We start from the raw sequence: 13,334 nt of genomic DNA, 5'->3' as shown, positions 1-13,334 counted from the left end.
TTATGGTTAATCCTAATATAATTAGTAATGAAGTAACTAATTTTGTTATTAAACATGCCCCAGAATACAGAGATAATAAAGAGTATATACGATACGGACTAGAGTGGATAATCTCATTAACTATTCAAATTTCAGTTATTCTAATACTATCGGTTTTATTTGGAGTTTTTATTGAAGCCACCGTATCTCTTTTTACAGGAGCTTTTCTTAGAACTTTTGGGGGAGGAGCACACTTTAAAAGTTATTTAAAATGTGTGGTCTACAGTACTATTTTAATCCTTATACTTTCGATAGCAACCAAGCATTTTCTAGCTCTTAATATGATCGCTGTCCTTATAATTTATTTAATTTCTATGTTTATTTATAATAAAAAAGCTCCTGTCTTACATAAAACTAGAGCTTTATTTAATGACAATAAGAAAATGTTATTCAAACATATTTCATTATTTTTTATTACAACACTGTTCATCCTCACGATATTATTACCTATAGGTAAATCAAGTATTATCTCAAGTATTTGGCTATCTGTTCTCTTCCAATCGATTTCACTTACAGAATGGCATCATGACATGACCGATTGGTTAGATAAAAAAACTACAAGAAAGGTGGATTATTTATGAACTTATTTACGAAAGTACTAGCAAAAATTATAGGTAAGGTTGGTTTTATGGCCTCAAAGGGTACTCTAGCATCGTATTGGTTTACATACGAACCTGAACTTCCTAGTAAAGACAAAAAGAATGATTCTGAATAAAAATGTCTAAATTAAGTATCATAGCTATAGACGATGACCCGATACAATTAGAACTATATAAAGATATTTTTAAAGAATCACCATATAATTTAGTATATACCTCTACAAATGGTGATTCTCTTCCAATTTTTTTAAATGAGAATAAAGTAGATATTGCATTATTAGATATAGAAATTGCATCTCAATCTGGATTTAAACTAGCAGAACATATCAATCAGTATTACAAAAATATAAAAATTGTTTTCATCAGTAATCACAAATCCTTTGCATTGGATGCATATAATTTTTATCCCTTAGATTATATAGTAAAGCCTGTTGATGTATTTAGATTATTCCAAACACTAACGCGAGTTAATTATGTAAATAAAGACGACCTTCGGGTAGGGGTTAAGACATCAACTGGGTACTTATTAATTAAAAAGGATGAGATTAACTTTATTGGTAAAACCATTCGAAAAACCACAATACATCTTACAACCGGAGAACTTATTGAAAGTAATGAGAAACTTGAAGTTCTTGAAGCAAAATTAGCAAAGCACGGATTTTATCGTATCCATAAATCCTATTTAGTCAACCTAGAAAGAGTTAAAAAAATTCAAAAAGATGAATTTATGAATTCATATAATCTGGTTCTAATTGATTCTGAAGAAACTTTACCAGTGAGCAAACATCGGATAAAAGGTCTTAAAGATTTAATATTCAGTGAGTTCAGTTTCTAGCTTTATTGATATTGATAACAGCCTTTTTTGGCATCAAACTTTACAAAACAACCTACAAAACCTGAACAAGTATCCAGATGTAAAAAAGGATAATTGTTCAGGTTCTTCTTATACTTGAATTTTATGGCCAAAATTTTTTTCATCTAAAGGAAGGAAAATGCTTTGCTACTTCTTTTTATTATCTTTTTCGATTTTCTCTACTGACGAATGCCCCATCCAGTCTTCTTGCTTCATTTTCTTTTTTCGTCTTCTTTGTGAAACAACGATAACAAGAATAATGAGAACGATTAAAAGTAGAGGAACTCCGAAAGCTCCATAAAGAATATTAAAAAAACCACTGAAAAATTCTGACATCGTGAACCTCCTTATAAATGCCGTTTTACCGACTATACGTGCTTTTCATTTCTTATATATAACTTTCCCATTTCAGGCTTTTCTAAACGCTAGAATTTTACAGGAATCTCCCTGTCTCCTTTCTTATAAAAATAAAGAAAAATCTCCCTACTATGTAAGGAGATTTCTAATAACCCATAAATTTATTTCTTCTCTGGTAGCTTTTCTAAATACTCAATTGCCTCTTTTAACGTACTAACAGGAACTATCTTAATATCGGTATATCCCTCTTCTTTTACTTGTTCTTTAATTTCCTTTTCATTCGTATCATATTCTGTTATATCGCGTGGATAGAAGAATATATCCACATCTTCTTTATGTGCCGCAACGATTTTATGCTTGATTCCACCAATTTGCCCCACATTTCCTTCGGCATCCATCGTTCCGGTACCGGCTATTTTGTAGCCTCTTGTTAAATCTTCTTTGACAATTTGATTATAGACTTCTAATGAAAACATAAATCCGGCGGAAGGCCCTCCAATATTTTCACTATTAATTTTTACATCAATAGAAGGGTGGATCGTCATATTATCTTCTGGAGCAATCCCAATACCAACCTGCCCTGTCTTTTTGTCTAATTCAATTACTTCTACATCAGCTTCTTTCTTTTTCTTGCCATGTAAAAATTCAAGGTGGACTATATCTCCTGCTTGCTTTTCTTTTAAATAAGCAATTAACTTCTCGCTTTTAGTAAATGCCTTTCCATCCACTTTTTTAATAATATCTCCGACTTGAATAATTGATTTTGCCTTAGAGTTATCTAATACTTGAGCAACGAAAATACCGTTATAAGTAAACTCTACCTTTTTCCCTGCTGCATGCAGACTAGCGATAATCGCATTTTGCTTTGATGTATCCATCATATGAAGCAGCAGCTTATTGTACTCATCATCACTTAAATTCCCCTTAACCTCTTCTTCCTTTCGGATTTCCGTATGTGGTGCGACCAATCCGTATAGATAGATATAGGGGTTATTTGCTTTAATCGAATAAACTGTTGTTAGATTCAGACTTCCCTTTTCAGACTTCGTACCATTCTCTACGGTCACTTTTGATGCAAGTGCTTCAATTGAGCCTGGTTGATTTAAATAATAAGGGGTCGGGATAAATAAGAGAATAATGAGTACCCCAAAAAGTATGATTAACCACTTTTTTGAAAAGATGCTTTTTCTTGATTTATTCATATCTACATACTCCTTAGGATATTAATTTTACTGATATAAACTATATTTACATATATCATATTAAAAAAAAATGAATTTCAGATAGTTTTTCCATTAAAAAGACTATTTTTCTGTATCAAGGATTTCTCGCAATAATCGGACGCCTTTTTCAATCTGGTCGAGGGATAATCCACCATAACCCATTACAATTCTACTCTTATGCTTTCCTTTAACTAAACTATACTGTTCAATCGGATATACCTTTACTCCATTTTCCTCGATTTTATGTATGAAGGTGGAATGAAAATCTGTATCTGGAATTTCGACAACTAAATGCATTCCTGCCGATTTACCAATGATGGTAGCATATTCAAAATTTTGCTGAATAGCTAAGACTAACCGTTCCCGTTTTTCTTTATATATTTTTTTCATTTTGCGAACATGCCGATCTAGATAGCCTTCCCTGATAAAACGGGCTAATACTAATTGTTCCAGAGAGGAAGTATGTCTGTCTGAAAACCACTTAAGCTGTTCAAAATCACTTATTAATTCCTCTGGTAAAATTACATATCCTATCCGTAAGCCTGGTGAAAGAATTTTGCTAAAAGTTCCTACATATATAACGTGGTTAGGTGCTATTCCTTGGATAGACGGTACAGGAGCCCCCTCATAGGTAAATTCACTGTCATAATCATCTTCTACAATATAGCAATCCATCTTTTTCGCATACTCGATTAATTGCAGCCTTCTTTGAATAGAAAGAATACCCCCTAAAGGAAATTGATGGGAAGGAATAACAAAGACAAAACTGGGGGATTGTTTTGGTAATCCACTTGGATCAATCCCATTCTCATCTACAGGAACAGGAATGATTTGTCCATTGCTAAAAGTAAAAATATTTCTCATTTCATCTGTCACAGGATCCTCAACTGCTATCGTTTTATTTCCTCTCCCAAGCATTTCTGTGATTAGCTTCAATCCTTGAGTAGCACCCGATGTAATAAAAATTTGCTCTGCCCTGCATTGCACCCCTCTAACTCTTTTTAAATAGTCAACAAGGGCATTCTTTAATTCTTTCATTCCAGAGGCCTCTCCATATCCAAAGACTGCTTCCGAAGAATGCAAACAAATTTCCTTTGTTAATTGTGCCCATTTCTTCCTTGGAAAATAATCGATTGCTGGATTCCCTGCTTTAAAATCAATATACCTCTTTTTATTCGCATCGATTTTTTTAGGAGTTTCTTTTCTTCTTGTATTTTCTGTAAACGAAAGAGAAGTCCCTCTTGCTACAAAAGTCCCTGACTTTGGTCTTACTTCTAAATAGCCTTCTGCAATTAAACGCTCGTACGCCTCCAGCACAATATTTCGCGAAACTCCAATAGAGCTTGCTAATTCTCTTGAGGAAGCTAGTCTATCTCCCTCTTTTAATTGCTTTTCCAATATTCCATTACGAACTTGATCATAAATTTGCTGTGTTAAAGAAATAGAACTGGATCGGTCAATCGTAATAAAGATCATGCAGAATCCTCCTAAAAAACAAACTGGTACTATAAAAGTATATAATTACTGGCTCTATTCTATACCAGTATACCATGTTATGATGTGAAAAAATGGACATAAAGGAGTATCTAATGAAAACAATTGGACTAATTGGCGGGTTAAGCTGGGAATCAACAGCTGATTATTATCGCTATATAAATACATTCGTAAAAGAACAAATGGGTGGATTACATTCTGCTAAATCGCTTCTATATTCCTTTGACTTTGAAGAAATTGTTGCTCTGCAAAAAGCTGGACATTGGGATGAGGCCACTGTATTAATGATAAATGCCGCTAAAACACTGGAAGCGGGCGGTGCTGATATCGTAATTATCTGTACCAATACTATGCATAAAATGGCAAAAGAAGTACAAGCAGCTATCACTATTCCATTACTTCATATCGCAGATGTTACTGGATATGAAATAAAAAAAGCTACCTTAAAAAAAGTCGGCTTATTAGGAACGATGTTTACAATGGAGCAGTCCTTTTATAAAGAAGCACTTTTACAACAAGAGATTGAAACAATTATTCCTGACAAAGAGGATAGAGAAGCAGTTCATCAAATTATATTCGATGAATTATGCAAAGGGATAATCCTTCCAGAATCAAAGGCTATCTATTTGCGTATTATAGACAAACTTCAAGCACAAGGCGCTGAAGGGATAATTTTAGGATGTACAGAGATTCCCTTACTTATAAAACAAGAAGACAGTTCTATTCCGCTATTTGATACAACATTTTTACATGCTCAAGCAGCCGTTTCCTATGCACTCGATAAAAATTTTGCATTAAAGTAAAAACCTCTTTTTCCTTTTCCATAGGCAAACGACCTCTATCATTACTATCGAACTAGGGTACATTTATCCTAGTTTTTTTTACTTTTTTTCTAAACTACTGTAAAACAAGCTTAACTTTTTTCCATGATAATAAAGCGAGCCTAAATAATGGAGGGGAAAAATTTGAACTTAAAATCATGGAAAAAAAAGGTGCTGCCAATCGCTGTAATCTCTTCTCTAACAGTTGCTGGATTAGCAACTGTATTAACAGGAACAGATGCAGAAGCAAAAAAAAATGGAAACAATAACGGAAAACCGAAAAATGTTATCTTTCTGATAGGAGATGGAATGGGTGTTTCTTACACTTCCGCATATCGCTATTTAAAAGATAATCCGAAAACCAAAACGGCAGAAAGCACATATTTTGATCCTTATTTAGTAGGACAGCAAATGACATATCCAGAAGATCCCGAACAAAATGTCACAGACTCTGCATCAGCCGCAACCGCAATGTCTGCTGGTATTAAAACATACAATAATGCTATTGCTGTAGACAATGATCATTCGGAAGTGAAAACCGTCTTAGAAGCTGCAAAAGAAAAAGGCAAATCCACAGGTCTTGTTGCCACTTCTGAAATTACCCATGCAACCCCAGCATCTTTTGGATCACATGATATTAATCGTAAAAACATGAATGCCATTGCAGATGATTATTTTGATGAGATGATAAATGGTAAGCATAAAGTGGATATTCTTCTAGGTGGTGGGACAGACCTTTTCGTTCGCCAGGATAGAGACTTAACGAAGGAATTTAAGAAGGCTGGCTACAATTATGTAACGAATCGTAAAGATTTACTGAAGAATAAAGATACACAATTGCTTGGTCTATTTGCGGAAGCAGGAATGCCGAAAATGATAGATAGAGATAAAGATACACCTTCGTTAGAGGAAATGACAAAAACTGCTATCAATAGTTTAAACAAAAATAAGAAAGGATTTTTCCTTATGGTGGAAGGTAGTCAAATTGACTGGGCGGGCCATGATAACGACATTGTCGCTGCAATGAGTGAGATGGAGGATTTTGAAAAGGCATATAAAGCAGCAATTGATTTTGCTAAAAAGGATAAAAATACTTTAGTTGTTGCTACAGCAGACCATTCAACTGGCGGATTCTCTATTGCAGCTAATGGGGATTATAATTGGTATGGCGAGCCAATCAAAGCAGCAAAGAAAACACCTGATTTTATGGCAGAATTAATTGTAAATGGCGCGAATGTAAAATCTACCTTAAAAGATAATATTCAGTTATCCCTAACTTCAGAGGAAATTCAGACCGTTCAAAAGGCTGCTGATACAAAGGACCTCACTACTATCGACAATGCTATTGAAGATATCTTCAATAAACGAACCAATACAGGCTGGACAACTGGAGGACACACAGGTGAAGACGTTCCTGTCTATGCCTACGGACCTTCTAGCAACCTTTTTACAGGACAAAAGGACAATACAGATCATGCAAAAATTATCTTCAACCTACTAAACGCAAAAATAAAAATAACGGATAAATAGAATGGCGGAGGGTACCTGTTTAGGAGCGTCGGGGCTGGTGCGACATTTCCTGAGATATAGGAAACACGGGGACTGCTTCCATCTATTAACCTGTACTTTCTTTACTTTAATAAAAGAAGTGCTTCCCTCTATTTTCGCGAGGGGAGCTTTTCCATCAGGAGGAACGCCATTGAGACAAAATATTATCTATTTATTAACCTTCCTTTTACTAGCCGGCTGTAGCAGCAAAGAAACTAATACTAATACAAAGAATAACGATTTAAAGAAAAGAGAAACGAGCACGCTAGCTGCAGATAGAAAAACTGTTTCAACGGATATTTATACTCCCAATCCGCAAGTAATTGATGATGCCGCTTTACTAGCTGCTGGTGACTTTTATCGCGATAGAAAAGGAGAAGCAACATTAAAAGCCATTTCTAAAGAAGCCAAGGAAGTTCAGGTTGATTCCGTAAGACTAACAGTCAAAGACATCAAACTTATCGCTTATCGACCAGCATATAGCTTAATAGACTTTTATCATACTTATACACATGAAGAACAATTCACTTTCATCAAGTTTTCTGTGGAACTTGAAAACCTATCGGACGAAATTAGGAAGTTCTCTCCAATTGCTTTCATCCAAACAGATAAGGATGAAATGATTACATGGGAAAAGGATATCTACTTAGAAGAGCTTAATGGAGAATTAAATCCAGGAGAACGAAAAAAAGGAAATATAGGCTTTATCTTAGAAAATTCTGCCGTTAATAAAGTCCAGTTAAGTACAAGCGATACCTATACAGAACAAGATAACCTGTTAGGAAAAGCAAAAATGATTGACATTAACTTAGAATAATATATACATTCTCTACATTCTAAATCGCTGAAAGAGATCAAGTACGTCAGGTAAACCCTTTTACGACGAGCTGGCATTTAATGTGAGCCAGCAAGGTAATCCTGGCGTAAAATTCTTCTACCAATATACAAGCCGATAATAATAAGATACATGTTGCTTGTCTCTCCATATGATAACCTGCATACAAGTGGACACAAATTTTGGACAACAGAAGTTGGCGGCTCCTTATATACAGTACTTGTCCCTTTCACTGATTCATAATTTACTTACTTTTCAAAGTTGCCATCTTGCTCAATTGCTTTAGAAAGCGTGGAAGCGATTGAAATATCCGCGAAGGGTAATCCTAACTGTATTGCGGTTGTTGCTATTTCTGGGCGAATACCTGATAATGTCGTATTCACTCCAATTAAGCTTAAACCATGAATCAATTGGAATATCTGATGGGCAACCATTGTATCAATAATAATTACACCAGATAAATCAATAAATAATCTGGATACTTTCTTCTCTTCACATTGCTTAATCGTATTTTCTAATATAGAAGCAGCACGCGCTGTATCAATATCTCCAACAAGAGGCAAGAGTGCACTTGATTTACTTAAAGAAATGACTGGTGAACTTAATTCATTAATCATATCCTGTTGTGCTATAAGCTGCCTATTGGAATAATTATGATGTTCCTCAGTATATTTCAAGATAATTTTATCGAGAACCTTTACAACAGAATGGCTCCATTCAATGACGCGTGACTGCTCGACATGATGTTTGGCCGCGTATTCTTCAATCAACTGAAAATATTGCTCCCTCGTTCGAATAAATTCACGAATAATAAAATGAATTGGTGTATCTAATTGCCCCTGATCGGTTGCAATTTTAAAAATCCATTCCTTAATGTCTTCAAGGAACTCTTCCCTATCTTTAATAAAGAGACCTGCAAGACGAAGATGAAAATCATTGTTTTGCTTTTTCATTGTCTCAATCGCATATGGATCAGTTGCTGCGTACACACCTTTTGGATCATTTTTTGTCAAATCATTATACCATTCTTCTGTTAATCTTTCTGAATTGTCGATGAAATATTGATATACACCTTGATTATAGTACAACTAATGCATCACTCCTAATAAATGTTGATTATAGTCCAACTTGGAAATGATGTACTCTAATTTAAAGTTTAATAAGAAAATAGAAATTAAGCAGTGCTTTATATATTCAAAAAACTGTTAAATGAATCATATTTCCAGAGGGATCCCATGTATACCATTTACCCTCTTTTTCGATAATTAATGCCCCTAGCTGTACAATTCTATGCTTAATTTCTTCTAGTTTTTCGTGATCAGGTATACTCAAATCAAAATAAGCTAAACCAACATGATTCTTTTCTGGAGCAGGTGCCCCCATTCCATTCCAAATATTTAAGCCGATATGATGGTGATATTGTGCTGTTGAAAGAAAGAACGCTTGTGAACCATATTTTTGAACGACATCAAAGCCTAATCCTTTTACATAAAAATCAACCGTATCTGTTAAATCCGCAACATGTAAATGAATATGACCAAGGATAGTTTGCTCGGGAAGACCTTTCCATTGGCGATTTCCTGCAGATGCAAGCACTCCTTTTGTATCCATATAGGCTGTATCCATTTTCACAAATCCATCTTCCCACTCCCACTCTGTCGCCTTTCTATCTCGATAGATTTCAATCCCATTTCCATCTGGATCTGCTAGATAGATCGCTTCACTAACATAATGATCAGAAGCTCCTTGTAATGGATAACCTGTTTCTAGCAAATGGTTCAATATAATTCCTAGCTCCTCTCTTGATGGCACCAAGATAGCAAAATGATAGAGTCCTGTTGTTCGTACTGTTTTAGGCTCGATTTCTTTTAATTCTTCTAAAAATAAAAAAGGTTCCCCTGTTCCTGCACGTAAAGATGCAGTCCTTTTATCTTGACTCGCAACTGAAAAACCAATTATTTTCGTATAGAACAAAAGAGACTTTTCTAGATTAGATACTTTTAAAGTTATTGATTTTGCATAAATAGTTGAATCGTTATGAAATGTCATTCTTTTTCCTCCATTTTTACTTACTTTATGTAAGTAATTTTATTTTAATAAACAACAGTTGTAAAGTAATCTAGTTATGATTCATAATATTTTTACTTAAAATAATAATTATTGTATAATTATTACGAGGGGGGATGTAAGATGAACCATTCAACAATTTGTCCACGGTTTGAAAAAGCAATGAGTATTTTAAGCCAACGCTGGACTGGTTTAATTATTTATCAGCTGTTAAACGGTCCTCAACGTTTCTGTTCTATAGAATCCTCCATTGGAATAAGCGGAAGACTTTTATCGGAGAGATTAAAGGATTTAGAGCAAGCTGATATTGTGGTACGAGAGGTATACCCTGAAACGCCGGTTAGAATTGAATATTCTCTAACAGAAAAAGGGCGTTCATTAGAACCAATTATGAAAGAAATCGAAAATTGGTCTCATTCATGGCTAGAAGTATAACCATATAAAGTTTTCCGGTCGATGATAACCCGAATAATTATACGGAGATACCATATGATTGTTTGGGTTTTTATTCACTTTAAAAAGATAGTTTTTAGTTATCATCTACAAACTGATTCACTCCGTTTTTCCCTGGGCTATAATTATTTTCGAAAAAATTGAAGTGGAGCGGAGATAAGGACACTCCACTCCTACAATAAGAATAGACGCTCTTAAACCTCGACGGCACGCTCTTACGAATAGATGTCAGCAAGGCATTTATTTAAATTTATTGATTCGTCTTTACCTTCTTATTTAGTTGTTTGTCAGCCTTATTATTAACAAACTAAAAAACACTAATCCTCATCTTTAATGTCTAAATCCTCAGGAATTGGCTCACTTAATACTTCTTCTACAAACGTTTTATATTTTTCCACTTGCTTAAAATGCGTATTAAATTGCTCCTTGTTAATAAGATAATCCGTCCCATCATAAATAGCCCTAATCTGATTTTGTAAAATAAGGTTTTTCACTTTCATTTCTGAAATCGACAGCAATTCTGCGGTTTCTTGCACGGATAAATACATAAAAACACCTCTTTCATCTATTTGCTATTCATCTTTACACTGACTCCATTTAAACTTAACTCTGTCTTTATACTGCCTTCATCAATAAACGGTATAGTTACCATATCAGCACCATCAAAAGGAGGATGAATAAATGAATTTCGTTCTAAACAGCTTATTTTTAGTTATGATCTTTTGTTGTTTCTCTTTCATATTTTATCAGTCTTTCTTTGCTAAAACTAGAAAGGAAAATGCCCCCATTTTACCAACTATTAAATTAGAAAATGATTCTTGTAAATCAAAAAATACAGGAGCCTTCTCTAAAGATATTAAATTATCTGCAGAATAGTCACATAAATCAACCACCCTATTTCACTTATCATTTCTATTTATCTCAAAGATCCCACGAAAAGAAAAGGATCATCCTTTCTTTTAACTTAAAAGCGGATGATCTTATTTTTCAAAATTCTATCCTGTTTTTTCTTCTTCAAACATATAAAGCCACTCTTCCAAAGCAAGATTATTCATCGGTTTAGCATAATAATATCCTTGGATAATCGGCCATTTATTTATGGTAGATAAATATTCAATCTGCTCTTCTCTTTCTACCCCTTCTATCACAATGCATAAATGCAAAGAACTTGCCAAGGCAATAATAGCTTTAATAATTTCTCCATCTTTTTGCGATTCTGGAACTTCATCAATAAAGGATTTATCTATTTTCAATGTATTGACTGGAATTCTTTTTAAATAGGACAAAGATGATACCCCAGTACCAAAATCGTCAAGAGCAACAGAAAAACCTGCATTTCTATAAGCTTGCACGGATTGAATTGCTCCTTCCATATTACCGACGGCGCTTGTTTCAGTAATCTCTAACTCGATTAATGATGGACTTAGCTTATATTTCTCTACATACGCTTTTAAGTTTCTCATTAGTCGTCGAGAAGTAACATAAGGACCAGGAATATTAAATGCCACAGATAGGCTTCTATCTTGATTTTGCCATCTGGCCATTTGCTTGCAGATCTCTTCCATAATCCAGTCAGTAACTTCCCACATTTTGTCAGACGCTTCTAAAATAGGAATAAAAACTCCTGGAGAAATCTCCCCATATCTAGGATGCTTCCATCTTAATAAAGCTTCCACTCCTGCTACTTCCTTTGAGTTTAAATTTACTTTAGGCTGATACACTAAGTATAATTGTTTTTTTATGAGGGCATCTTCTATCTCACTCACAAGATGATTAGCAAATGTTCGCTTATGTTTACCTGAATCATACTTTATTATTTCATTTTCATAGCGAAGCGAATAATGAGTTAAAACTGCTTCAGCATTTAAATATATTTGTTTGGCAGAAACCTTTTTCTCATTAACAGACAATGCAATAGCTGTCTCTATCTTGATCATTTGATCATCAATTATTACAGGACTAGATATTATGGCTGTTAGACGATTAAGTTCTAAAATTAATTTCTCTAGATCCTCATTTGTCCTACTTAAGAACGCAAAACGATTTCCTTCTATTCGGAACAATTCTATATTATGGCCTACTAGCTTCCTACACACTTCTTCTATATAAATAATGATTTTATCACCAAAATAGTAGCCATACTTACTATTCCATTTATTTATATTATGAATATGAAGAATTGCTATCCCACTTAAATAAGTAGCAGAGCCTATCACTTTTTCAAACTGCCTGCGATTGGGGCGCTTCGTTAATGCATCAAAATGATTTAACCGATAGTCGACATAGCGATCCAGCAAGCTAGATAAAAAAGAAAATAAAAAAAGAATAGCCATACCAATTGATATACCGAGAATGATTGATTTTATACTAAGATGATTTGCGTGGGAATGAATAAGTTCTCTTTCTGAATCCACATAATACCTGACAGCATGCATTCCAGTATAATGCATACTTGATATCGTAATTCCCATCAAAAGAGAGGTAATACATTTCACAATAAAGTTATTCATATATGGCTGTAACTTTAGAAAAATAAATAAGGAAGCAAAAGAAGCAAGCACGGCAATAACAACAGATAAAGTAAAATAGCCAAAATGATAGGCATAATTAGCCTCTATAACCATTGCTCTCATTCCAATATAGTGCATAGCACTAATACCAATCCCCATAAATATCCCCGCGAATACAATTAATCTACTAGAATTTCTAGCTTTGCTTGATAGGCTGAAAGCCAAAAAAGCAGCTAGAATAGCTGGTACTATTGAAAGTATCGTTAATGGAATATTATATTTCATATTTACTGGGAGCATAGAGGCGCTCATCCCAATAAAATGCATAGACCAAATTCCGAACCCCATGGTAATAGATGCTAATCCTAACCAAATATATCGATGAAAAAAACTATTATAAACAATCCGCTCATTCATGGAAAGCGCCGTATAAGATGCTAAACATGCGATTAAGATCGATAATAGAATAATAGGAATAGAATATTCCACTTGTAAATAAGTTACTGAATCAGCATTAGGCAATGTAAAAATAGTA

15 protein-coding genes are annotated in these 13,334 nt (G+C 34.1%); 8 read left to right on the top strand and 7 right to left on the bottom strand.

Annotation, left to right across the window (positions count from 1 at the left end; genetic code table 11):
* Positions 1-2: 2 nt before the first annotated feature.
* The 3 genes from MHH96_RS08745 to MHH96_RS08735 are packed head-to-tail and all read left to right on the top strand — an operon-like array spanning position 3 to position 1,473.
* Complete coding sequence (locus MHH96_RS08745) at positions 3-620, top strand: accessory gene regulator ArgB-like protein (RefSeq protein ID WP_047941784.1); 618 nt, start codon at positions 3-5, stop codon at positions 618-620.
* Positions 617-754 (top strand): cyclic lactone autoinducer peptide, encoded by a 138-nt coding sequence (locus MHH96_RS08740; RefSeq protein ID WP_082138300.1) that lies wholly within the window; start codon positions 617-619, stop codon positions 752-754. Before MHH96_RS08745 ends, MHH96_RS08740 begins: the two co-directional genes overlap by 4 nt.
* Before the next feature lie 2 nt (positions 755-756).
* Positions 757-1,473 carry a LytR/AlgR family response regulator transcription factor gene (locus MHH96_RS08735; protein WP_047941785.1) on the top strand — a complete coding sequence of 239 codons (717 nt, stop codon included), beginning with the start codon at positions 757-759 and terminating at the stop codon, positions 1,471-1,473.
* Between the two features lie 165 nt (positions 1,474-1,638).
* Here MHH96_RS08735 and MHH96_RS08730 read toward each other — a convergent pair whose 3' ends face one another.
* The 3 genes from MHH96_RS08730 to pdxR all read right to left on the bottom strand — a co-directional run bounded on the left by MHH96_RS08730 (position 1,639) and on the right by pdxR (position 4,547).
* Positions 1,639-1,827, bottom strand: a complete 189-nt coding sequence (locus tag MHH96_RS08730) for a hypothetical protein (RefSeq protein WP_047941786.1) — start codon at positions 1,825-1,827, stop codon at positions 1,639-1,641.
* 182 nt (positions 1,828-2,009) lie between these two features.
* Entirely contained in the window at positions 2,010-3,050 is a 1,041-nt protein-coding gene (locus MHH96_RS08725; RefSeq protein ID WP_047941787.1) for a SepM family pheromone-processing serine protease, read from the bottom strand.
* A 102-nt stretch (positions 3,051-3,152) separates the two neighbouring features.
* Positions 3,153-4,547 carry a MocR-like pyridoxine biosynthesis transcription factor PdxR gene (pdxR, locus tag MHH96_RS08720; protein ID WP_047941788.1) on the bottom strand — a complete coding sequence of 465 codons (1,395 nt, stop codon included), beginning with the start codon at positions 4,545-4,547 and terminating at the stop codon, positions 3,153-3,155.
* Between the two features lie 113 nt (positions 4,548-4,660).
* Here pdxR and MHH96_RS08715 point away from each other — a divergent pair, with 113 nt between their 5' ends.
* The 3 genes from MHH96_RS08715 to MHH96_RS08705 all read left to right on the top strand — a co-directional run bounded on the left by MHH96_RS08715 (position 4,661) and on the right by MHH96_RS08705 (position 7,751).
* On the top strand, positions 4,661-5,368 hold the full coding sequence (locus MHH96_RS08715) for an aspartate/glutamate racemase family protein (RefSeq protein ID WP_047941789.1): 708 nt from the start codon (positions 4,661-4,663) through the stop codon (positions 5,366-5,368).
* A 162-nt stretch (positions 5,369-5,530) separates the two neighbouring features.
* Positions 5,531-6,916: an alkaline phosphatase gene (locus MHH96_RS08710; RefSeq protein WP_047941790.1), complete on the top strand. Its 1,386-nt coding sequence runs from the start codon at positions 5,531-5,533 to the stop codon at positions 6,914-6,916.
* Between the two features lie 169 nt (positions 6,917-7,085).
* Entirely contained in the window at positions 7,086-7,751 is a 666-nt protein-coding gene (locus tag MHH96_RS08705; RefSeq protein WP_047941791.1) for a DUF4352 domain-containing protein, read from the top strand.
* Positions 7,752-8,017: 266 nt separating this feature from the next.
* Here MHH96_RS08705 and MHH96_RS08700 read toward each other — a convergent pair whose 3' ends face one another.
* Both MHH96_RS08700 and MHH96_RS08695 read right to left on the bottom strand, forming a co-directional pair.
* Positions 8,018-8,857 carry an STAS domain-containing protein gene (locus MHH96_RS08700; RefSeq protein WP_047941792.1) on the bottom strand — a complete coding sequence of 280 codons (840 nt, stop codon included), beginning with the start codon at positions 8,855-8,857 and terminating at the stop codon, positions 8,018-8,020.
* Positions 8,858-8,963: 106 nt separating this feature from the next.
* Positions 8,964-9,818, bottom strand: coding sequence for a VOC family protein (locus MHH96_RS08695; RefSeq protein ID WP_047941793.1), 855 nt, complete (start codon positions 9,816-9,818; stop codon positions 8,964-8,966).
* Positions 9,819-9,959: 141 nt separating this feature from the next.
* Between MHH96_RS08695 and MHH96_RS08690 the strand changes: the two genes are divergently transcribed.
* A complete protein-coding gene (locus MHH96_RS08690; protein ID WP_047941794.1) occupies positions 9,960-10,271 on the top strand; it encodes a winged helix-turn-helix transcriptional regulator in 312 nt (103 codons plus the stop codon).
* Between the two features lie 335 nt (positions 10,272-10,606).
* Here the strand turns inward: MHH96_RS08690 and MHH96_RS08685 are convergent, their stop codons facing one another.
* Complete coding sequence (locus MHH96_RS08685; RefSeq protein WP_047941795.1) at positions 10,607-10,837, bottom strand: excisionase family DNA-binding protein; 231 nt, start codon at positions 10,835-10,837, stop codon at positions 10,607-10,609.
* A 133-nt stretch (positions 10,838-10,970) separates the two neighbouring features.
* Between MHH96_RS08685 and MHH96_RS08680 the strand changes: the two genes are divergently transcribed.
* A complete protein-coding gene (locus tag MHH96_RS08680) occupies positions 10,971-11,165 on the top strand; it encodes a hypothetical protein (protein ID WP_047941796.1) in 195 nt (64 codons plus the stop codon).
* Between the two features lie 119 nt (positions 11,166-11,284).
* Here the strand turns inward: MHH96_RS08680 and MHH96_RS08675 are convergent, their stop codons facing one another.
* Positions 11,285-13,321 (bottom strand): bifunctional diguanylate cyclase/phosphodiesterase, encoded by a 2,037-nt coding sequence (locus tag MHH96_RS08675; RefSeq protein WP_053215648.1) that lies wholly within the window; start codon positions 13,319-13,321, stop codon positions 11,285-11,287.
* Positions 13,322-13,334 lie beyond the last annotated feature (13 nt).

This window comes from Niallia sp. FSL K6-0212, assembly GCF_038007605.1.
In the GTDB taxonomy this organism is placed as follows: domain Bacteria; phylum Bacillota; class Bacilli; order Bacillales; family Cytobacillaceae; genus Niallia; species Niallia circulans.
Note: the sequence above shows the minus strand (reverse complement) of the source record. Positions and strands in the feature narration are given on the sequence as shown.